This is a genomic window from Enterococcus sp. DIV0436a (assembly GCF_051711605.1).
Classification (GTDB): domain Bacteria; phylum Bacillota; class Bacilli; order Lactobacillales; family Enterococcaceae; genus Enterococcus_B; species Enterococcus_B faecium.
Map to the genome: position 1 here is coordinate 2,592,810 of NZ_JBIONA010000001.1, position 19,691 is coordinate 2,612,500.

Sequence of the window (19,691 nt, forward strand, 5' to 3'; positions counted from 1 at the left end):
ATTATTTTTTCTCCGTCACAGTAAAAGGCACAATACTTTCTGGCATGTAATTTACCTCGTATTTATATTCATTTACCTTAGCACCTTCTAAATCTTCAATTACATACATATTCCAACTAGTCATGTTTACAAGATGTTTTTTGTACTGATTCTTTCCTGTTTCAACTAGAATAACGAGTTTGTTTTTATCTTCAGTATCAACAGATATTCGACCTATCGCTTCAAACTCCACCTTATCTGTTCGAGTATTAATTACTGCTACTCGACGAATCACATTGAAATTGTCTGCTTCTTGACTGACATTGTATGAAACTTTGTCACTCTCTCTCCCGCTACAAGCACCTAGATTTATTCCCATTCCTAATACACTGATCAACAAAATAATTTTTTTCATTTATATTCCCTCATTTCTTCAAATGGAACGATAGTTTTTCCACTACGCTCAATTACTAAATGATCATCTTTTAAATGAGTACTCTTAATGATTACCATTGCTGATTTGTTATAAATATGTTTTACATACCCTATGAACGGATAAATCCATGGAGTATCACGATCTGACTTACAACAAAAACATTCAACCTCTTGTCCGACTTCTGGAATAAATTTTCTTTTTTTACTCATCTTTATTCCCCCCGCCCAAAAATACGACGTTCTTTTTCTTCGGCTTTATTTAAATCAAGATAGATTCCTTTTCCATCTTCCAGATATTCCGGTTTTACGTAATATGTTTTATTTTCAATATCCCACTGACACAACTTAGACAGAATACTAAGAAATCTACTACTTTGGATACTAGGATTTTTAGCAGTTTTATTTTTAGGTTTGTAAAATGCAACTGCTTCGTTACTAGTTTTGGATGCTGGAGTAATTGCAATCATTTTTGATCTATCATTTAAATAAACTAGCGCATACTCTGAAAATTTCAGACATTCTGCTGCTGCTTTACTAAAATTCACGCCATACTTTGAGATAGTAACAATTGGTTCTCTTGCCTGAGAATTTAACGAAATCAATTTAAAATCATCTGTTAGTTTCATAGAGTTAACTCCTTACTGTTTTTTCATCCAAGCTTGATTGCTTTTTGTTTGTTTCTCTTTTGTTAGTTTTGAATGTTTAGATGTATTGTTTTTATTTGCTTTACTAGAGTGTGTTTTAATTTCCACTATTTCTCCATTGCTCACATAAGCTGCTAGTTCAGCCATTTCTTTTGAATCATATCTCTTTGCCTTTTTTAAATCAGAAACTCCATTTCCTTCTGAATCGACATAACACATTGCTTTTACAACATATGCCATGTTCAAACCTCCAACTGCTAATTTCTAAATGCTTTACGTACAATATAAGCTTCATTGATAATTTTCTTTAACGTGTCTGATGGATAGATTCGATGCTTTGCCTTTTTGGTATCTTGCTCATACATCCAATCAAGCTTTGCTAAAGTGTCGTCATCAAGAGAAAATCTTGGTCTTTTCTTAGGTGTCCCACCTGTTTGTTTTAGCTGTCCCACCTAAGCTACTGCTCCTTTTATTGATTTGATTGGATTTTTTCCGCTCTTTACTAATGCTTTGTTAATACCTTTAATATATTCATCAAAAGTTAAACCTAACCATCTTTTTTCACGATACAACCGAGGATAGAGCTGGAAAATGAAATACGGACGCATATAATAAACAAATCGCTCTTTTGCTTGTTCCTCTGGCATTTGATTTACCTTTTCATCTCTAATTCCTCTATAAGCTAGTCTTAAATCTTGCTTTGCTGATTCTGTTGTAGTGATTTCTTCCAGACGATGAATAATATCCAAGTAATCCATTTATCATGCCCTCCTCTTAAAACGGGACATCTTCATATCCACGCTTAAATTCCTCTTCTTTTCGTTTGTTATAGCCTTCGGGATCGTTGAGCCAATTAGGAATCGGCTCTTTGCGAATGTGGCTTTTTTTAAACGATTTAGGTATATTCTCAGCTTTCCATGCTTCATCAGCTAACTTTGCATCCTCTACCGTCTTAACTCCTCGTCTTTGCCAATCATTTAATTTTTTAACCACATACCCTGCCGTATGTCCGCCGTCTCTTGCAGAAAGTTCAATGGCGTATAGAATTACCTCAAGGGCGACACCGTCTTCTAAAAAGCTTTGCACACGATCGATGTTTTGAGGGCTATCCATTGGTTTAATTTTTTGCTGGTAAAGTTGTGAGATCTGAGCCATCGCTGCTAGCATGCTTGTAGTCTCTGTGGTAGTCTCTGGGAAGTCTATGGTATTGGTGAGGTCATTTTGACCTAATCCATCAGTGCAATTTGACCTATCCGTCGGGTCATTTTGACCCAATCGTTGGCTCACCTCTTCAAGCTTGTCGTAATCGATGGAATACCAAATTGTTTTATCAAATCCTGCTTTGTTATAATTTGCCTTTATAATCAAATTTTGTTTACTTAGCGAAGTGAGAGTACGCTTAACTGTTGCTACGCTCCAAAATGGAAATTGTACTTGCCATTCTTCATAAGTATTATGAATCCATCTTTTTCCTTTAATCATTTTTGCACTTTTGCTATTTAGCCAATAATGAAGTTGTTGCAAAATAATTGCCTCATTCAATCCAATGAATTCTGCTGTTCGTTTAGCTTTTCTTCATGTTTATCTAACGCTGATGTTTCTTCTTCATGTCGTTTCTTTTTTTCTCTTTCTTTCATCTTTTCTAACGCATCGGAAGCTGTTTGTATCAATGCTTCACAAGTTTCTACGTCGATATCTTCAAATTTCCCAGCATATTGTAAATGCGTTAAGAATCTCGTCATCGCTTTCTGTTGTGTCATATTAGCAAGTCTTGCATTTTCATCAACGAGTTTCTTGGCTTCATCTCGTTGCTCTTTCGTTGCCTTTGGTAACATTGGTAAATCCTCACCAGCGTAGATATAAAGACCTAATCCAAACATCGCTAAATTTTTCACCAAACAACGCATAATTGTTTTATTAATATCAAACATTGAGGCTTTCTCAACTGGTATATTTTTTCTGTTTTTTGTATCGTACGTGTAAGGTTCTGATTTCATTGCTTTGTTTGAACTATCCATTACAGGTAGCCACATTTCATGAGTTATCCCATCTATTGTCACCTCAGTAAAAACCATATAACCTGTATTTTCATCAAATACATATGGCAAGTTATTCTCGAATTTTAGTATTCGATAGGAAGCATCTGGGAAACGTTTTTTTACTGCTTCCCATGCCCAAGCCCATGAAAGATACGATAACTCAATATTTCCTGTTTTCTTTTTTTCAACATGTTCATTAACATTGAGAGAATTCAAAGTTAAGAATATATTTTCCTTTTCTTCACTCATCAAATCTCGACTCCAATTCCTGAATAAATTTTTCTCCTCGTCCGTAGTACTGAATATCAATCAAATTATCACGTTCAAATTCATCTAATGCTTCAAGCAAGCCATCTTCGATAACATGAATATATTCTGGTTTTCCGCAATATTTACCTAAGTGGATAATATAAATATGATCATACTTAGTAATCACATTTCCTAAGTCATCTTGATCATTTTCTAAATGTTGACCATTTAAAAGATTATTACGGTATTTTTTATCCATATTTTTTTCTTTACATTTAGGTACTCCCCAATGTTTAGATATTAAATAGGTATCTAAATTGGCTAACTCATTCATTCCTCAGTCACTTCCTTGAGAGTAGAATTGGCAAACCAAGTAAAGACTAGTGCCATGAAATATATCCAACCGCAACGGATATCAATACTTGCAAAGCACATACCCACACCAACGAGGGCATATGCTCCCTTCACATTAATTCGTGTCTTTTTCATTGAAATTCCCCCTTGAAAATACGGGTCATCACATCAGCGAAATCTTCCTTGTTATTAATAACAAAAGTATGTTGTGTGGAAGAAACTTCATCATCAACCGCATTAATGACTTTTCTTATTTTCTTACACTCTTCACAATGGCAATTGCCTGCAGCGATTTCTATATATTCTTTTCCTTGCAATAAAGCACCCATAACAGCAAGATTAGCTGGACCAGCAGCTATCATTCCAAATGTTTCCTCATTTACTAATGATAAAGAAAGACCAATATTTTCTTTGTCGCATTCTTTCTTTAATTCTTCGATAAGATTTTCAATTTTCTTATTCATGTGATATAATTCTCCTAGTTTTATAAATTTGTTTGTGACTCTTTGCTGGCTGGCAGAGTCACTTTTTTTGTATCTATTTTTCATGTGTGATAAACTTCCGTTTAGATATAGTCACTTGCCTACATTAGCGGAAACTAATGTGGGCTTTTTATTTCCTGCCACTTTTTCTGGCGTTCACGCCATTGTCTACCTAACAACTCAGATTTCATATCTTCGTGATATTTTCGATTCAAATCTTGCATTAATCGTTGATGCTCTTGTAAAGTCATTCGATTCCTCCCTTAATCTTTTATCTTCACCACCTCCAAGAAGAGGAGTTGCCAAAATGAAAAAACGTGGACTTTGGCGAATTTGAAAGGAGAGCAGCAACTCCTCTTTTCAGAAGTGGTGAATTTAGATTTTTTAGCTATTAACAAACAGCTCTAACTCTAAATCGATTTTTAGAACGCCATGTTCTAAACTGTTCATATAAATCAACATCAATTGTTATTTCTTTGGCAGTAACTGCGTTATACCCCTCACTAAAACGTGATTTTTTAAATTCCTTCATTCTTCTTTGATAAGTACTTTCAGAATATTGATATCTCTCTTTAAACTCCGCTTTGCTCAAACGTTGTACCATTTTTACGCCTCCTGTTCTGATGGCTGATCATTAGAATCTACTTCTAACTTGATATCCAAAAGTTCTTCGATTTGTTTTAAACGTTCCTTAGGTTTTCTTTTTTCGATAAAGATATCTCGTAAATAAGTAATTGATATACCCATTCGTCGAGCTAATTCTCTTTGACTCCAACCTTTCTTTACTAAAGCAATTAATACTTGCTGTTTTAAAGTCATTAAATATCACCTTTCTGTATTGATTATTTACAATTGTTTTAATCAATTTTATTGACAAAAAATTGATTATAATCCATAATGTAAGCATAAGAAATACAGCACACAAAAAGTGAGCTTTGCTTAGGTCTGGGGAGACTATTCAGTACTGCTTATTTATTTTGTATGCCGTAAATATCTTGCTTACAAGTAAATTATAATTGATAATAATCAATAAATCAATAATTATTTTGCGTTTTTATCAATTTTATTTTGTTTGATAGCAGAAAGGTTGATTTTATGCTATTAGAAAAAGTTAAAGAACTTTCAAAAGAAAAAGGAATAACAATAGCTGAACTAGAAAGAAAACTAAATTTTAGCCAAGGAAGTATATCGCGTTGGATAAAACAGTCTCCTTCTAGTGAAAGATTACAAAAAGTAGCAGATTATTTTGATGTATCAACCGACTATCTTTTGGGACGTACTGATAAACGTAACTACTATGATTTAACAGAAAAAGATAAACATGATATTGCTTTACAAGCTGAAAAATTACTTGAAGGCTTAGATTCAGATGCTGAAACAAATTATTATGGTGAACCTTTAGACGATGAAGATAAGGAAAAATTATACGATGCCATTCAACTTGCACTTGCCTTAACCAAAGTTAAAGCAAAGAAAAAATTCACTCCTAAAAAATATCGTCAATAGGTGGGCTTTTGTATGCATTTAAACAAATACTGGATATTAGAAGAAATAGAAAAATTATTTGTAGAGTTTGGATCTGATGCGATTAATCCATATAAAATAATCAAATATTCTGATATAGATTTAATTGAAACTGATTTAGGGAATAAAACATTAGGACAAACGATACACAATAAAAGATGTTATGTGATATTAATTAATCAAAACCTATCACCTTCTATGAAAAGATTTGTATTATGGCATGAAATAGCCCACGTTAGACTCCATAAAGGTATTTGCACAGCAGCTTTTAGAGCAAACAACCTTAGTTGTATGATTTATGGTATAGAAGCAGAAGCTAACATGTTTGCAATTGAAATGTTAACTAGAACAATAGATGAACAAGATTTATCTTATATGAGTCAGTTCCAAATTATTGAATATTTAGGGCTTCCTCATAATCTTGAACATTTAGTATTACAACATTAAAAATAAAAAAGCCCATGCTTCCACATGGACCTTTCCTCATTTCTGAGATTTGCTACAAAAAAATTATATAAAACTAAACTTGAAATCACAAGGAGGAAATTTATGTTAAAAAGTTTTGGAAAAGGTATGTTCGGTTGTTTTGGGGTATTTGTTGGATTTATCATATTATGTATTTTAGGATTTGCTTTTTTAGGAAGTGGAAGTAGTTCTGATTCAAATTCTAGTTCTAATAATACAAAAATTGAAAGTAGTTCTAATGATAATGTACCTCAAGAATATAAATCTGCATTAAACAAAGCTGAATCCTATTCTAATACTATGCACATGTCTAAAGCAGGAATTTACGATCAATTAACTTCTGAATATGGAGAAAAATTTTCTGCTGAAGCAGCACAATATGCAATTGATAATTTAAACGCAGATTATAATGCTAACGCTCTTGCCAAAGCAAAAAGTTATCAGGAACAGATGTCAATGTCTCCTGAAGCAATTAGAGACCAATTAACTTCTGATGCTGGAGAAAAATTTACTCCAGAAGAAGCTAACTATGCAATACAACATTTAAATGATTAAAGAAAAGCCTTCGGGCTTTTTCTTTTAACAATTAATAGGAACGTATATTCGAAAGGAATAGAAATAATGTGGGTAGAAAAAATAAATGACAAAAAATTTAAGTACACCGAACGTTATACGGATCCCTTAACTGAAAAAAAGAAAAAAGTGTCCGTAACTTTATCTAGCAATTCACGCCAAGCTTGGAATCAAGCTAACTTACTTTTGAATGAAAAAATCGCAGAAAAAATAAAACGAAATGAAGAACTACCACTAACTTTTGGAGAATTAAAAACTAAATGGGATGAAAAATACAAGCCAACTGTAAAAGAAAGTTCCTATCGAACAACTCAGGTTTATCTATCATTAATTTCAAAATATATAAAAGATGATGTACTTGTAAAAAACGTTAATAGTAATCTTATACAAGATATGCTAGATTACTACTATTTTGAAAAAAATTTATCATATAATTATGTAATACATTTAAAAACTTAGTCAAGTCCATAATCCTGTGTAAAATACTATACAATGTTTTACCGGTCTCTCATTGATCAAACTTAATATATTTTCTTGTAGAACTGAGCCATTCGTCATGAAGGTCCATAAGGACAGCTCCAATTAATCGATTGGCAGACGTTCGGTTGGGAAAAATCCGAATAATCTTTTCTCTTCTGCGGACTTCCTGGTTCAGTCGTTCAAGAAGGTTGGTGCTTTTTAGCCGATTATGACTATTTCCGATAACCGTGTATTGAAAGGCATCTTCGAAGCCATTATCCAATATTTCGCAGGCTTTTGTATATTTAGGCTGGTCGATATATTCACCGACTAAGGCATTCTTAGCTGTTCGAGCGAGTTCAATATCCGTAAACTTAAAGATCGCTTTTACTGCTTCTCTAAACGGTTTTGAATTCTTTTTTGGAATGGAACTGAAGATGTTTCTTAAAAAATGGACCTGGCATCTCTGCCAACTTGCGTTGGTAAATGACTTACGAATCGCAGACACTAGGCCTTTATGGGCATCAGAAATGATGAGTTCTGTCCCCTTTAGGCCGCGTTCTTTTAAGTATTCAAAGAAGATGGACCATGTGTCATCACTTTCTTCATTTTGAATCATGAAGCCAATGATTTCACGGTCGCCACCTTCTGTTATCCCGATCGCAATATGGCAGCTTTTAGAAAGCACTCGATGGTCCTCACGGACTTTTATGTAGAGAACATCAGTCATCAGATAAGGATAATTCGTACCTGAGAGTGAACGGTTCTGCCATTCGTTGACCATCGGGTCTAACTGCTCAGTCAGGCTAGAAACAAAAGATTTCGATACAGATTTTCCACATAGCTCTTCAACAATCTTTGAAACTTTACGTGTCGAAACGCCCGAAACATACATCTCAAGCATTGAAGCGAGCAGTGCCTTTTCATTTCGCTGATAACGCTCAAACACCGTCGGTGAAAATTCACCATCACGTGTTCTAGGCACTTTTAATTCGAGTGTACCCACACGAGTCGTAAAGTCTCGCTCATAATAGCCATTTCTTTGACTCTGACGACTTTCTGAACGTTCATAGTCATCGGCTTGAATATATTCTGTTCGTTGATTTTCCATCAATTGGTTGAAAACAGTGGTTAAAATATTTTTAGAAACATCATCTTTTACCGAATGTTCAATAATACTTTGAACCTCTTCGTTGTTCAGTGTAAAATGTACTTGGGTCATGTAACGTCCTCCTGGGTATGTTTTTGTGGTTAAAAACATTGTACCGTAAAAGGGCTGTTACATGGCCTTTTATCTTTTACACAATTATATGGACTTTATCAAAAACTTTTACAGGAATGATTTTTAAATTCGCCAACCGTCGATATGGATTAAAATATAATCCCGTAAATGGGGTTTCTTTAGCAAGAAAACCTAAGACAAACGAAGAAATAAAAAAAGAAAAAGATGGTTATTTATCAAAAGAAGAAGTTCAAATGATTGCTAGTAAACAAAAAAGTTCACATCAACAGTCACGTTATTCTTTAATTACTAAATTTTTGTTTTTAACTGGACTACGTTATGGTGAATTGATATCTTTGACTGAATCTGATTATGATGGTAATAAAATTACGGTTTCTGGTACTTATGATTACGAGTTAAAAATTAAAACAACAACTAAAAATACAGGTTCTTATAGAACCATTGAATTATCAAGTAATGCTAAAGAAATCATAGATCAATTAATTGAAGAAAACAAATTAATTAAGAATAATAAAGATAAATACATTTTCATCTCTAAAAATGGTAACCCGATATCTATTCAAGCATATAATCAATCTTTAAGAGCAGTATCCAAAGAATTAAACATAGATAAAAAAGTTTCTTCTCACATGTTAAGGCATTCCCACATTTCTCTACTTACAGAATTAGGAATCCCATTAAAAGCCATTATGGATCGTGTAGGACATGAAGATGCAAAAACAACATTAAAGATTTATACTCATACAACTAAAAATATGCAAAATCAACTAGTAGAAAAACTAGGAAAAATAGAAATTTAAATTGCCCCTTTTCTGCCCCTTATAAAAACAAACAACATAAAATATATAAAAAGAACCCCGTTATAACGAGGTTCTTTTAATTTAACTTTCAAATACAAATTGATTATGATAAAGTTCCGCATAAAATCCATTTTTTGCTAATAACTCGTGATGACTGCCTTCTTCAATGACTTCCCCATCACGCAAGACAACGATTCTATCTGCATTCAAGATTGTTTTCAGCCGGTGAGCAATCACAAAGCTGGTTCTTCCTTTGATTGCTTCATCCATTGCTTTTTGGATCCTTGCTTCTGTTACCGTGTCTACATTACTTGTTGCTTCATCCAAAATCAATAAAGATGGATTTGTGATGATCGTTCGAGCAATACTGATCAACTGCTTTTGACCTGTACTGAATAAGTTATTTTCTTCGGATATCTCTGTATCATAACCTTTTTCTAACGTCATGATGAAGTCATGAATATTCGCTTGTTTTGCTGCATTGATGACTTCTTCATCTGAAGCGTCCGGTTTGCCGAATGTGATATTGTCTTTGATCGTTCCGGAGAACAATACAGATTCTTGCAAAACGATTCCTACATGTCTACGTAATGCATCAAGATCATAATCTCGGATATCTATTCCATCGATGACTACTGAACCATCATTGACATCGTAAAAACGGTTTAGCAGATTCATGATCGTCGTTTTCCCCGATCCTGTTGGACCAACAAGAGCAACCATTTCTCCTTTGTCCACATTGATCGAGACATCTTTCAAGACTAGTTTTTCTGGAGAATAACCAAAATCTACGTGCTGCAACGCAAGACCTTTTTCAACACCATCAAATGCTTTACCGTTTTCTGGTTTGACTTCATCTTTTTCATCAAACATTTCATTCAATCGTCTTGCCCCTGTAATCGCTAATTGGATCATGCTGTATCCAGATGAAATCTGCATCAGTGGTTGGTAATATTGTTGTGAATACTGGACGAATGTCACAACTAAGCCTAATGCCACCGAACGTTCCAAATCACCATTTAATGCTAACCAGCCGCCGAAAAAGATAACTATCGCTGTATTGACCAGTGACATTCCTTGCATCATCGGAAATAGTAGACCAGAATAAGCTTGTCCTTTGAAGGTTGCTTCGCGAACACTTTGATTATGCTCTAAGAATCCTTCAATCGTTTCTTCTTGTAAGCCATTTGTGATGATGACACGTTGTCCGCTGATTTTTTCATCCATATAACCATTTAGTTTCCCCACTTCATCTTGCTGAAGATCCACATATTTCCGTGCTTTGCGGATAATCAAGACAGCTATCAAAACGGCTATTGGAGTGGAAGCAATTGTAGCCCAAGCTAACTCTACATTTTGGCGGAACATCATGATCAAGATCCCGACAAGTAAAACAGCATTCGTGATGACTTGAAGCAAAGCTTGGTTCAAACTATTTTGAATATTATCTAAGTCACTGGTAAAACGACTTAAAATTTCACCGTCTTGATGAGAATCAAAGAAACGGATCGTCAATTTTTCCAATTTGTTGAATAGACCGATACGCATTCGGTTCGTTGACTTCCCTACTACTTGTGTGAACAAAATACTATAGATAAAGTTGGCTGCACTAGCTAGTACATAAAACAGCAAGAGTTTCCATATTACAGAAACAAATTTGCTTTTATCGTCTACGCCTTGCATCAAGCCTCCTACGTAATTAGCTAATTCTTGAAAAGCTTCCCCGATGTATTGAGGTGCCTTTACTTGTAGATAGGTAGCAATGATCACTGTGATAAAGATAAAGAAAAAGGAGAGTTTGTACCGCTTCAAATAGTGATAGAAAAATTTACTTGCTTTTATTAGATCAGTCATACTTACTCCTCCGTTCCTTTTTGAGTTTCAAAGATTTCCTGATAGACACGGTTTCCAGCTACCAATTCCTCATGGGTTCCTTCGCCGACTAATCTGCCTTCATCCAATACTAAGATGCGGTCTGCTTTGACAACAGAAGCAATTTTTTGTGCGATGACAATCGTCGTTGTTCCCTTCAAATCTCGATCGAGTGCTTCTCGGACCAGCTTTTCAGAGCGAGCATCCAATGCACTCGTACTGTCATCTAGGATCAAGATCTTTGGATTACCGATAACGCCACGAGTAATGGATAAACGTTGCTTTTGACCACCAGAAAAGTTACTGCTACGTTCTTCTACTGGTGCTTCGTAACGATCAGATAACTTTTCGATGAATTCTTTTGCTTGAGCAATAGAAGAAGCATGTTCCATCTCTTTTTCTGTTGCATTCTTTTTCCCTTGACGCAAGTTTTGAGCAATCGTTCCTGAGAATAAAATTGCTTTTTGCAAAACAAAGGAAACCGTTTGTCTTAAACTCTTTTCATTTACTTGACGAAGATCTACACCACCTACTTCAACTTTGCCTTCTGTCGGATCAAATAGACGAGGGATCAATTGTGCTAGTGTTGACTTCCCGGCACCAGTCGCCCCGACGATACCAACCATTTCTCCAGGTTTGATAGAAAAGCTGATATCTTTAAGCGTATCTGTATCCTCACCAGGATAACGAAAAGAAACATGGTCAAAAGTGACAGAACCCGTCAACTCTTGTTCTGGAACGTCTAAATAAGTAAGATCTGGTTCAGCATCTAAAATTTCCGTGATCCGCTTCAGCGATACCGCTGCTCTTGAAGTCATCATCATCATCATTCCGCCAATAATGATTGCCATCATAATCTGCATCAAGTAGTTCATGAATGAAGCAATTCCACCAATTAACGTAGGATCATCTTTAACAAGATCGCTCACAAAAAAAATCGCACCGACAACAGCCAAATTGGCAGCCAACATGAAGGACGGGATCATCACAGAAAATAATGTACCGACTATGATGTTGTGTTTTGTTAAGTCCTCACTTACTTTGCTGAATGTCTTCAATTGGTTTTCTTCCTGTACAAAAGATTTCACCACACGAATCCCTAGTAAGTTTTCTTTTGCAATGCTATTCACACGATCAATCAGTTTTTGAATGATCATGAAGTGCTTGCCCATCCTTGTAAATGAAAGTGCCGTAATCAGAAATACCGTAACGATAAGCGCTACGATGATCCACCATAATTGCGGCATCGTGATCATAGCTAAAATGAACGCACCAATAAATAGAAATGGAATTCGAAAAAGTGATTGCAAAGAAATCATCACTAAATTTTGGATTTGCGTGATATCATTTGTTAGACGAACAACAAGATTTCCAGCAGAAAACTGTTCGATATTCCCAAATGAAAATGTCTGGATCTTTCGAAAAGCTTCCTCTCGGATGTCTGCACTTACGCCTTGAGCTACTTTCGCAGAGAAAATCGTGTTCGTTACACCTGCGGCTAATCCTAGCAAAGCCAGACTGATCAGGTAAATACCAATTGTTTTCATTTCATCATTATCTTCTGTAATAATAGCTTCCAATACTTGCTGTAGTAACTTAGGTTGCCATAATGCTGCTGCAACCATGACTGCTACGGACAGCAAGGAAATAAAAACAGCTACTTTATATTTTTTCGCATGTCGTAAGATTAATTTCATTCGTTGATTACACCCCTTTGTTTAAATTGACAGGACTAATTTAACACTGTAAAATTAGACCGACTAACAATTTACCATGTTTAAAAAGATAATGCAATACACGAGGTTGATAAAATGGAAATAAAGCTTTCTCAAGCAATCATCATTCAGGCCGCCTTTGATATCCTGGCTGAAACACAAGCTCTTTCGCAGCTTTCCATGCGAAACATCGCAAACAGAATTCATGTTCAAGCACCTGCTTTATATTGGTATTTCAAAAACAAACAACAGCTCTTGCAGAAAATGGCTGAAACAATGGAAGATGAATTAGCGCTTCCAGATCCAACTTTGCCTTGGAATGAACAGTTGCTGCAGTATATGGAAAATTACTATGACCTTTACACACGTTTCCCTTGTGGGGCAGAATTAGAAATCAATACTGTGCCCGCTTTTCCGAGTCGATTAGAACATTTGGAGCAAATGATCCAATTACTTGTTCGTGAAGGATTTTCAGTCACCCAAAGTCATCAGGCCATTGCCTCTCTCCACAATTTATTGATTGGACAGTTAATGGATCAGCAGCATGAACAGCAGCTTCGACAAAAGATTATGGACGGAAATGAATTTTTGAAAGAAACAGTTCTATTTATGCGTAATTATGTAGTTGAAAATCAATTAGAGGGATTTAAAGAAAGTATGCAGTCCCATGCAGAATTGAATGAAAAAGCACTCTTTCTAACGAGTGCACAAACCTATATTGAAGGCTTATGCCAACAAAATAAAAGAAGAGAAAACGAGCAGTAAAAAAGCTCCTATAGAGATCACTATGTTTGTGATCTCTATAGGAGCTATCTTTTTAAGACTCTTTTTTTATTTTTCTTCCATTAGCCACGCCAATGCACGTTGAATCCATTGGTCCCAGAAGATCCAGTTATGATCGCCAGGTCCTTGTTCAAAGGTGACCGCCAAGCCTTGTTCCTGCATAGCAGATACCATTTCCTGATTTGCCTGATAAAGAAAATCAGATTCCCCACAAGCCATATAAAATCTTGGAACTGGTTTTCCGCTTTTTACTAGTTCTTTCAATAAGTATTGCGGATCATTTTTTGAACCTTCGATTTGATCCAATGGTCCAAAGATCCCTTCCCAAAAAGCTGCTTTACGAACCATCAAAAGATCATCCATTCGATTTCCTACAGAAACAGCGCCTGAAAGAGAGATTACTGCTGCGAAATTTTCTGATTTTGCAAGGCCTAGTTTTAACGCGCCATATCCGCCCATCGATAATCCAGCGGCATATGTTTTTTCTCTTTTTCTTGTTAATTGCGGGAATAATTCATGACAAATCTCAGGTAGCTCTTCTGCAATGAATGTCCAATACTTCATGTCATAAACTGTATCTGTGTACCAGCCAAGATCAGTAGATGGCATGATGACAGCTAATCCGTAGTCTGCTACATAACGTTCAATCGACGTACGTCTTTCCCATACACTATGATTGCCACCCATTCCATGAAGTAAATATAAAACAGGTATATCCGTTGTCTCTTGCTCTGAACTGGTGCCAATCACCTTTTTTGTTGTTTGCGGTAGTATCACATTTAGATTGACTTCCATTTCTAACACATTCGAATAAATATTTGCTTGAATAAATGCCATATTTTCGCCTTCCTTAGTAAGAAGTTATTTTTGAATAACTTTAAATTTGAATGATTCGGCTACGTACATATCTTAACCGAAACTACTGTTTTATTTTACCACTTTTTTCATGAACGAAAAGCGTTAAGACCAAAGCAATGATCACGAGTAACAAGCCAACTAGATAAACGGAATGTAATCCATCATAAAGAATTTTTCTTAATGGTAACAAAATATCCGCATCAATATATTTAGCCGTTTGTGGATTCACCAGTTTATTCATGATATCTGCATCATTTGTTAAATTTGCTGCTGCAAGTTCTCGTTTAGTTACCCCATTTATCAATAAACCAAAAATAGAAACCATGACTGTTTGACCAATTGTTCGAACTAACGTATTAAAAGAAGTTGCTACACCAAGCTGGTCACGAGATACACTATTTTGTGCACTGACAGTCGAGGTAGTCATGGTCACACCTAAGCCTATACCGATGACCGTTGATATAGCAAAAAACCATAAATAGTTACTTCTGAAAGGCATAAGATACAACCAAGCGCCCCCAATAGCTGCGATTAGTAGTCCAATTCTCAAGACCCAATGAGTTTTCATTTGAGTCATCCACTTGCTTGCAAGGAAAGAACCGACCATCCAGACTAGTGATAATGGTGCTAATACCAACCCACCAATTGCTGCATTCAGTCCTAATACACCTTGCATCCACATAGGAATATAAACATCGATTCCCATCAAAAAACCACTAGCCAATGCTGCAGCCAAGTTTACCACAACAAATAGTGGATTTTTGAATAAATGCATCATGATGACAGGATCTTTAGCTCTTTTTTCAGCAAAAATAAAAACACCCAACAGTACGATACTGCCTAGCAACAAAGCAGAAACAAGCGGACTCATTCCCTCGTCTCCTAATAATTGGAACCCTAACAGCAATGAGACCAGCATAGCCATCAAACTAAAACTACCAAAAATATCCATTGGTTTAGACTCATGTATGATTTTTGGTTCATTTAAATATAGCCAAATCAAAATAATTAATAGAATACCGATCGGCACATTGATAAAAAAGATCCAGTGCCAGCTGATCGTTTCAACGATGAATCCTCCCGCAAGCGGTCCAAAAACACTGGCAATCCCCCAGGCTGAACTATTCAAACCTAAAACTTTTGCTCGCTTTTCAATAGAATAAAGATCGCCGATGATCGTCAAAGCTACTGGCATCATTGCCCCAGCACCCATCCCTTGAATCGCACGAGCAGCAATCAACCCAATCATGCTTTGAGATAAACCGCAAAATAACGAACCGATAATAAACAATAATGTCCCAAAAATAAAGATTGGTTTCCGTCCCACTTTATCCGCAAGTTTTCCGTAAATCGGAGTAAGCATAGCGTTTGTCAGTAAATAAATCGAAAATACCCAGTTCATGATTTCCATTCCATGTAATGAACCGACAATCGTTGGCATAGCGGTTGTTACGATTGTACCTTCAATAGCCGTCATGAACGTTGCAATGAAAATACTCACTGTGACCAAAGTAACATTTGTTTCTTTTTTCATCTTATTCCTCCCTTTCATTATGACAGGATCTAAAAATAGATAAATAATTACTATCTTTTTCAAGAGGTTAACTGCCATAAAAAAAGCTGGAACAACCACCACTTGGCGATCGTTCCAGCTGAATATAACTTATTTTGCTAAACTTGCTTTCAACGCATCTACTTTGTCCGTATGTTCCCAAGGCAAATCTACATCTGTACGACCAAAATGACCGTAAGCAGCTGTTTGTTTGTAAATCGGACGACGCAAATCAAGCATCTCGATGATTCCTGCTGGCCGAAGATCGAAGTTTTCTCTCACTGCAGCAATCAGTTCTTCTTCCGGAACCGTTCCAGTACCGAAAGTATTGATTGAGATCGAAACAGGTTGAGCAACACCAATCGCATAAGCTAGCTGTACTTCTGCTTTGCGAGCAAGCCCTGCTGCAACAATGTTTTTAGCAATATAACGTGCAGCATAGCTGGCAGAACGGTCAACTTTTGTCGCATCTTTACCGGAAAAAGCACCGCCACCATGACGAGCATAACCGCCATACGTATCAACAATGATTTTTCTTCCTGTTAATCCGGCATCCCCTTGAGGACCACCAATGACAAATCGGCCAGTCGGATTGATATAATATTTCGTTTGATCATCTAATAATTCAGCTGGAATAACTTCCTTCACTACTTTTTCGATGACATCATGACGAATTGTTTCATTATCTACTGCATCATCATGCTGTGTTGAAATAACGATTGTATCTACGCGTTCCGGTTGTCCTTGATCATCATATTCAACCGTTACTTGAGATTTTGCATCTGGACGTAAATACGTTAATTCATTTGATTTACGCAAATCTGCCAAGCGGCGTACCAGACGATGACTCAAAGCAATTGGTAAAGGCATCAATTCTGGTGTTTCATCTACAGCAAACCCAAACATTAAACCTTGGTCGCCAGCACCAATCTCATCTAATACGTCTTTTTTATCTTCATCCCGGATCTCAAGTGCTTCATCAACTCCTTGAGCAATATCAGGAGATTGTTCATCAATCGCAACCAATACAGCTGCTGTATCTCCATCAAATCCGAATTTTGCACGTGTATAACCAATTTCTTTTATTGTTTCCCGTACGACTTTTTGAATATCTACATATGCCGTCGTAGATATTTCTCCAAATACTAAAACAAGACCAGTTGTTACAGACGTTTCACACGCTACTCGTGCTGTTGGATCTTGTTTTAAAATTGCATCCAAGATTGCATCACTGATTTGGTCAGCAATTTTATCTGGATGTCCTTCAGAAACAGATTCTGATGTAAATAAGTGTCTTTCTACCATTATAATGATTCCCCCTAGTTAAATTCGGTTACAAGGCATCTCCGTCCTGCGGATCCTTTCGGGAACTTGCAACGAACCAAGTATAGCAGATAAAACAGTTTTCTGCTCGTATTTTTTCATTTTTTTGCTTAAAAAATATAAAAATATTTTACATTAGAACTGTCCAAAAAAGCTTAGCACAATCATCCATAAAGATAACTCTGCTAAGCTTTTTAAAATCATTCTTTCAGATAAAAAGAAAAAGATACTCAACAAGTATCTTTCATGACCCGTACGGGATTCGAACCCGTGTTACCGCCGTGAAAGGGCGGTGTCTTAACCGCTTGACCAACGGGCCAATAAAATAAATGGGCCTAAATGGACTCGAACCATCGACCTCACGCTTATCAGGCGTGCGCTCTAACCAGCTGAGCTATAGGCCCATAAAAACTAAAAGCGGGTGACGAGAATCGAACTCGCGACAACAGCTTGGAAGGCTGTGGTTTTACCACTAAACTACACCCGCATAATGGCGCGGGACAGAATCGAACTGCCGACACATGGAGCTTCAATCCATTGCTCTACCAACTGAGCTACCGAGCCAAACGGTTCCGACGGGAATCGAACCCGCGATCTCCTGCGTGACAGGCAGGCATGTTAACCCCTACACCACGGAACCAATGTTTTTAGTTTTTAATTGCGGGAGCAGGATTTGAACCTACGACCTTCGGGTTATGAGCCCGACGAGCTACCAGACTGCTCCATCCCGCGATAATATGAAAAAGGAGGATAAGGGATTCGAACCCTTGCACGGTTTTACCCGCCTGACGGTTTTCAAGACCGTTCCCTTCAGCCGGACTTGGGTAATCCTCCATGTAAAACTATATTAAATTAATGACCCGTACGGGATTCGAACCCGTGTTACCGCCGTGAAAGGGCGGTGTCTTAACCGCTTGACCAACGGGCCAGGTAAAACAAAATATTGAAACGGAGAAGGAGGGATTTGAACCCTCGCGCCGGTTTCCCGACCTACACCCTTAGCAGGGGCGCCTCTTCAGCCACTTGAGTACTTCCCCAAAACCAATAAGATTTTGTACTAATGGGCCTAAATGGACTCGAACCATCGACCTCACGCTTATCAGGCGTGCGCTCTAACCAGCTGAGCTATAGGCCCATAAAAAACTAAAAGCGGGTGACGAGAATCGAACTCGCGACAACAGCTTGGAAGGCTGTGGTTTTACCACTAAACTACACCCGCATGGCGGTTCCGACGGGAATCGAACCCGCGATCTCCTGCGTGACAGGCAGGCATGTTAACCCCTACACCACGGAACCAGTGTTTTTAGTTTTTAATTGCGGGAGCAGGATTTGAACCTACGACCTTCGGGTTATGAGCCCGACGAGCTACCAGACTGCTCCATCCCGCGATAATATGAAAAAGGAGGATAAGGGATTCGAACCCTTGCACGGTTTTACCCGCCTGACGGTTTTCAAGACCGTTCCCTTCAGCCGGACTTGGGTAATCCTCCATATGAAACTTACAACGCCACAATGGACCTTGTAGGACTCGAACCTACGACCGGACGGTTATGAGCCGTCTGCTCTAACCAACTGAGCTAAAGGTCCAGGCTCTTAAAAATCGCGGCGGAGGGGATCGAACCCCCGACCTCCCGGGTATGAACCGGACGCTCTAGCCAGCTGAGCTACACCGCGAAAAAGATATTCATTATTTAAATGAAATGGAGCCTAGCGGGATCGAACCGCTGACCTCCTGCGTGCAAAGCAGGCGCTCTCCCAGCTGAGCTAAGGCCCCGTGTTTAAATTTATAATTATCGGGAAGACAGGATTCGAACCTGCGACCCCTTGGTCCCAAACCAAGTGCTCTACCAAGCTGAGCTACTTCCCGTTTAATTAACGCGCCCAAGAGGAGTCGAACCCCTAACCTTTTGATCCGTAGTCAAACACTCTATCCAGTTGAGCTATGGGCGCATATTTGAAATGCCGAGGACCGGAATCGAACCGGTACGGTGATCACTCACCGCAGGATTTTAAGTCCTGTGCGTCTGCCAGTTCCGCCACCCCGGCGCGATTGCTTTGGCAAAGCGGAAAACGGGGTTCGAACCCGCGACCCCCACCTTGGCAAGGTGGTGCTCTACCACTGAGCTATTTCCGCGTGTTTAAAGATGCCGGCTAAAGGACTTGAACCCTCGACCCTCTGATTACAAATCAGATGCTCTACCAACTGAGCTAAGCCGGCATGTAAAACTTAAATTATGCGGGTGAAGGGACTTGAACCCCCACGCCGTAAGGCGCTAGATCCTAAATCTAGTGCGTCTGCCAATTCCGCCACACCCGCAAAAATATGAGCCGTACAGGGCTCG

Annotated in this window: 26 protein-coding genes, 24 tRNA genes and 1 riboswitch (1 of these 51 only partly in view); of the genes, 6 read left to right on the plus strand and 44 right to left on the minus strand. The window is 37.6% G+C overall.

The window, feature by feature from the left end; translation table 11 throughout:
• Position 1: 1 nt before the first annotated feature.
• The 14 genes from IGL15_RS12705 to IGL15_RS12770 form a co-directional block, all read right to left on the minus strand.
• Positions 2 to 394: a hypothetical protein gene (locus IGL15_RS12705; RefSeq protein ID WP_005874793.1), complete on the minus strand. Its 393-nt coding sequence runs from the start codon at positions 392 to 394 to the stop codon at positions 2 to 4.
• On the minus strand, positions 391 to 624 hold the full coding sequence (locus IGL15_RS12710; protein ID WP_086325084.1) for a hypothetical protein: 234 nt from the start codon (positions 622 to 624) through the stop codon (positions 391 to 393). The genes IGL15_RS12705 and IGL15_RS12710 overlap by 4 nt, the downstream gene beginning before the upstream one ends.
• Positions 625 to 626: 2 nt before the next feature.
• Entirely contained in the window at positions 627 to 1,040 is a 414-nt protein-coding gene (locus IGL15_RS12715) for a hypothetical protein (RefSeq protein WP_086325085.1), read from the minus strand.
• Between the two features lie 12 nt (positions 1,041 to 1,052).
• On the minus strand, positions 1,053 to 1,298 hold the full coding sequence (locus IGL15_RS12720) for a hypothetical protein (protein WP_005874796.1): 246 nt from the start codon (positions 1,296 to 1,298) through the stop codon (positions 1,053 to 1,055).
• 17 nt (positions 1,299 to 1,315) lie between these two features.
• On the minus strand, positions 1,316 to 1,510 hold the full coding sequence (locus IGL15_RS12725; protein ID WP_005874797.1) for a hypothetical protein: 195 nt from the start codon (positions 1,508 to 1,510) through the stop codon (positions 1,316 to 1,318).
• Entirely contained in the window at positions 1,511 to 1,816 is a 306-nt protein-coding gene (locus IGL15_RS12730; RefSeq protein ID WP_005874798.1) for a hypothetical protein, read from the minus strand.
• A 16-nt stretch (positions 1,817 to 1,832) separates the two neighbouring features.
• The gene (locus tag IGL15_RS12735) at positions 1,833 to 2,600 is read right to left on the minus strand and encodes a DnaD domain protein (protein ID WP_258077685.1); all 768 of its coding nucleotides are present in this window, start codon (positions 2,598 to 2,600) and stop codon (positions 1,833 to 1,835) included.
• Positions 2,597 to 3,346, minus strand: a complete 750-nt coding sequence (locus IGL15_RS12740; RefSeq protein WP_104765288.1) for a DUF1071 domain-containing protein — start codon at positions 3,344 to 3,346, stop codon at positions 2,597 to 2,599. The genes IGL15_RS12735 and IGL15_RS12740 overlap by 4 nt, the downstream gene beginning before the upstream one ends.
• Complete coding sequence (locus IGL15_RS12745) at positions 3,339 to 3,680, minus strand: hypothetical protein (protein WP_086325090.1); 342 nt, start codon at positions 3,678 to 3,680, stop codon at positions 3,339 to 3,341. Before IGL15_RS12745 ends, IGL15_RS12740 begins: the two co-directional genes overlap by 8 nt.
• Positions 3,677 to 3,835 (minus strand): hypothetical protein, encoded by a 159-nt coding sequence (locus IGL15_RS12750; protein ID WP_005874809.1) that lies wholly within the window; start codon positions 3,833 to 3,835, stop codon positions 3,677 to 3,679. The genes IGL15_RS12745 and IGL15_RS12750 overlap by 4 nt, the downstream gene beginning before the upstream one ends.
• Complete coding sequence (locus IGL15_RS12755) at positions 3,832 to 4,164, minus strand: hypothetical protein (RefSeq protein WP_096637987.1); 333 nt, start codon at positions 4,162 to 4,164, stop codon at positions 3,832 to 3,834. Before IGL15_RS12755 ends, IGL15_RS12750 begins: the two co-directional genes overlap by 4 nt.
• 134 nt (positions 4,165 to 4,298) lie before the next feature.
• The gene (locus IGL15_RS12760) at positions 4,299 to 4,433 is read right to left on the minus strand and encodes a hypothetical protein (protein WP_005874813.1); all 135 of its coding nucleotides are present in this window, start codon (positions 4,431 to 4,433) and stop codon (positions 4,299 to 4,301) included.
• Positions 4,434 to 4,573: 140 nt separating this feature from the next.
• Complete coding sequence (locus tag IGL15_RS12765) at positions 4,574 to 4,786, minus strand: hypothetical protein (RefSeq protein WP_005874815.1); 213 nt, start codon at positions 4,784 to 4,786, stop codon at positions 4,574 to 4,576.
• Between the two features lie 2 nt (positions 4,787 to 4,788).
• Positions 4,789 to 5,001, minus strand: coding sequence for a helix-turn-helix domain-containing protein (locus IGL15_RS12770; RefSeq protein ID WP_002297388.1), 213 nt, complete (start codon positions 4,999 to 5,001; stop codon positions 4,789 to 4,791).
• A gap of 276 nt (positions 5,002 to 5,277) precedes the next feature.
• Here IGL15_RS12770 and IGL15_RS12775 point away from each other — a divergent pair, with 276 nt between their 5' ends.
• From IGL15_RS12775 to IGL15_RS12790, 4 genes are all read left to right on the plus strand, one after another.
• On the plus strand, positions 5,278 to 5,688 hold the full coding sequence (locus IGL15_RS12775; protein ID WP_005874818.1) for a helix-turn-helix domain-containing protein: 411 nt from the start codon (positions 5,278 to 5,280) through the stop codon (positions 5,686 to 5,688).
• Positions 5,689 to 5,700: 12 nt separating this feature from the next.
• A complete protein-coding gene (locus IGL15_RS12780) occupies positions 5,701 to 6,153 on the plus strand; it encodes an ImmA/IrrE family metallo-endopeptidase (protein ID WP_005874819.1) in 453 nt (150 codons plus the stop codon).
• Between the two features lie 102 nt (positions 6,154 to 6,255).
• Complete coding sequence (locus IGL15_RS12785) at positions 6,256 to 6,726, plus strand: Ltp family lipoprotein (protein WP_096637988.1); 471 nt, start codon at positions 6,256 to 6,258, stop codon at positions 6,724 to 6,726.
• Positions 6,727 to 6,792: 66 nt separating this feature from the next.
• Positions 6,793 to 7,203, plus strand: coding sequence for a hypothetical protein (locus IGL15_RS12790; protein ID WP_258077686.1), 411 nt, complete (start codon positions 6,793 to 6,795; stop codon positions 7,201 to 7,203).
• 49 nt (positions 7,204 to 7,252) lie between these two features.
• On the opposite strand, the gene IGL15_RS12795 is transcribed toward IGL15_RS12790, so the two are convergent.
• Positions 7,253 to 8,425 (minus strand): IS256-like element IS1542 family transposase, encoded by a 1,173-nt coding sequence (locus IGL15_RS12795; protein ID WP_002323245.1) that lies wholly within the window; start codon positions 8,423 to 8,425, stop codon positions 7,253 to 7,255.
• Between the two features lie 23 nt (positions 8,426 to 8,448).
• Between IGL15_RS12795 and IGL15_RS12800 the strand changes: the two genes are divergently transcribed.
• Complete coding sequence (locus tag IGL15_RS12800) at positions 8,449 to 9,246, plus strand: tyrosine-type recombinase/integrase (protein ID WP_438767884.1); 798 nt, start codon at positions 8,449 to 8,451, stop codon at positions 9,244 to 9,246.
• Between the two features lie 81 nt (positions 9,247 to 9,327).
• Here IGL15_RS12800 and IGL15_RS12805 read toward each other — a convergent pair whose 3' ends face one another.
• Both IGL15_RS12805 and IGL15_RS12810 read right to left on the minus strand, forming a co-directional pair.
• Positions 9,328 to 11,100 (minus strand): ABC transporter ATP-binding protein, encoded by a 1,773-nt coding sequence (locus IGL15_RS12805; protein ID WP_104765318.1) that lies wholly within the window; start codon positions 11,098 to 11,100, stop codon positions 9,328 to 9,330.
• 2 nt (positions 11,101 to 11,102) lie between these two features.
• A complete protein-coding gene (locus IGL15_RS12810; RefSeq protein ID WP_002299074.1) occupies positions 11,103 to 12,815 on the minus strand; it encodes an ABC transporter ATP-binding protein in 1,713 nt (570 codons plus the stop codon).
• Between the two features lie 114 nt (positions 12,816 to 12,929).
• On the opposite strand from IGL15_RS12810, the gene IGL15_RS12815 reads away from it, so the two are divergent.
• Complete coding sequence (locus IGL15_RS12815; RefSeq protein ID WP_002299075.1) at positions 12,930 to 13,598, plus strand: TetR family transcriptional regulator; 669 nt, start codon at positions 12,930 to 12,932, stop codon at positions 13,596 to 13,598.
• A 66-nt stretch (positions 13,599 to 13,664) separates the two neighbouring features.
• Here IGL15_RS12815 and IGL15_RS12820 read toward each other — a convergent pair whose 3' ends face one another.
• The 27 genes from IGL15_RS12820 to IGL15_RS12950 form a co-directional block, all read right to left on the minus strand.
• Positions 13,665 to 14,453, minus strand: a complete 789-nt coding sequence (locus tag IGL15_RS12820; RefSeq protein ID WP_002299077.1) for an alpha/beta hydrolase — start codon at positions 14,451 to 14,453, stop codon at positions 13,665 to 13,667.
• A gap of 82 nt (positions 14,454 to 14,535) precedes the next feature.
• Positions 14,536 to 16,008, minus strand: a complete 1,473-nt coding sequence (locus IGL15_RS12825; RefSeq protein WP_002318392.1) for an MDR family MFS transporter — start codon at positions 16,006 to 16,008, stop codon at positions 14,536 to 14,538.
• A gap of 129 nt (positions 16,009 to 16,137) precedes the next feature.
• Entirely contained in the window at positions 16,138 to 17,331 is a 1,194-nt protein-coding gene (metK, locus tag IGL15_RS12830) for a methionine adenosyltransferase (RefSeq protein ID WP_002289731.1), read from the minus strand.
• Positions 17,329 to 17,408, minus strand: a riboswitch (SMK box riboswitch). (Overlaps the previous gene by 3 nt.)
• A gap of 188 nt (positions 17,409 to 17,596) precedes the next feature.
• Positions 17,597 to 17,668, minus strand: a tRNA-Glu gene (locus tag IGL15_RS12835).
• 11 nt (positions 17,669 to 17,679) lie between these two features.
• Positions 17,680 to 17,753 (minus strand) — tRNA-Ile (locus tag IGL15_RS12840).
• A gap of 12 nt (positions 17,754 to 17,765) precedes the next feature.
• Positions 17,766 to 17,836, minus strand: a tRNA-Gly gene (locus IGL15_RS12845).
• Positions 17,837 to 17,840: 4 nt separating this feature from the next.
• Positions 17,841 to 17,913: transfer RNA gene (locus tag IGL15_RS12850), tRNA-Phe, on the minus strand.
• Between the two features lie 3 nt (positions 17,914 to 17,916).
• A tRNA-Asp gene (locus IGL15_RS12855) sits at positions 17,917 to 17,989 on the minus strand.
• A gap of 18 nt (positions 17,990 to 18,007) precedes the next feature.
• Positions 18,008 to 18,081, minus strand: a tRNA-Met gene (locus IGL15_RS12860).
• A gap of 12 nt (positions 18,082 to 18,093) precedes the next feature.
• Positions 18,094 to 18,183, minus strand: a tRNA-Ser gene (locus tag IGL15_RS12865).
• Between the two features lie 22 nt (positions 18,184 to 18,205).
• Positions 18,206 to 18,277, minus strand: a tRNA-Glu gene (locus IGL15_RS12870).
• Positions 18,278 to 18,298: 21 nt separating this feature from the next.
• Positions 18,299 to 18,386: transfer RNA gene (locus IGL15_RS12875), tRNA-Ser, on the minus strand.
• Positions 18,387 to 18,410: 24 nt separating this feature from the next.
• A tRNA-Ile gene (locus IGL15_RS12880) sits at positions 18,411 to 18,484 on the minus strand.
• A 13-nt stretch (positions 18,485 to 18,497) separates the two neighbouring features.
• A tRNA-Gly gene (locus tag IGL15_RS12885) sits at positions 18,498 to 18,568 on the minus strand.
• Between the two features lies 1 nt (position 18,569).
• Positions 18,570 to 18,645, minus strand: a tRNA-Asp gene (locus tag IGL15_RS12890).
• An 18-nt stretch (positions 18,646 to 18,663) separates the two neighbouring features.
• Positions 18,664 to 18,737 (minus strand) — tRNA-Met (locus IGL15_RS12895).
• A gap of 12 nt (positions 18,738 to 18,749) precedes the next feature.
• Positions 18,750 to 18,839 (minus strand) — tRNA-Ser (locus IGL15_RS12900).
• A 23-nt stretch (positions 18,840 to 18,862) separates the two neighbouring features.
• Positions 18,863 to 18,936 (minus strand) — tRNA-Ile (locus IGL15_RS12905).
• A gap of 13 nt (positions 18,937 to 18,949) precedes the next feature.
• Positions 18,950 to 19,023 (minus strand) — tRNA-Met (locus IGL15_RS12910).
• Between the two features lie 27 nt (positions 19,024 to 19,050).
• Positions 19,051 to 19,123, minus strand: a tRNA-Ala gene (locus IGL15_RS12915).
• 19 nt (positions 19,124 to 19,142) lie between these two features.
• Positions 19,143 to 19,216, minus strand: a tRNA-Pro gene (locus IGL15_RS12920).
• 9 nt (positions 19,217 to 19,225) lie between these two features.
• Positions 19,226 to 19,299 (minus strand) — tRNA-Arg (locus tag IGL15_RS12925).
• Positions 19,300 to 19,309: 10 nt separating this feature from the next.
• Positions 19,310 to 19,395: transfer RNA gene (locus IGL15_RS12930), tRNA-Leu, on the minus strand.
• A 16-nt stretch (positions 19,396 to 19,411) separates the two neighbouring features.
• Positions 19,412 to 19,483, minus strand: a tRNA-Gly gene (locus IGL15_RS12935).
• A gap of 11 nt (positions 19,484 to 19,494) precedes the next feature.
• A tRNA-Thr gene (locus IGL15_RS12940) sits at positions 19,495 to 19,567 on the minus strand.
• Between the two features lie 17 nt (positions 19,568 to 19,584).
• Positions 19,585 to 19,666 (minus strand) — tRNA-Leu (locus IGL15_RS12945).
• 7 nt (positions 19,667 to 19,673) lie between these two features.
• A tRNA-Lys gene (locus IGL15_RS12950) sits at positions 19,674 to 19,691 on the minus strand; it runs 55 nt beyond the window's last position.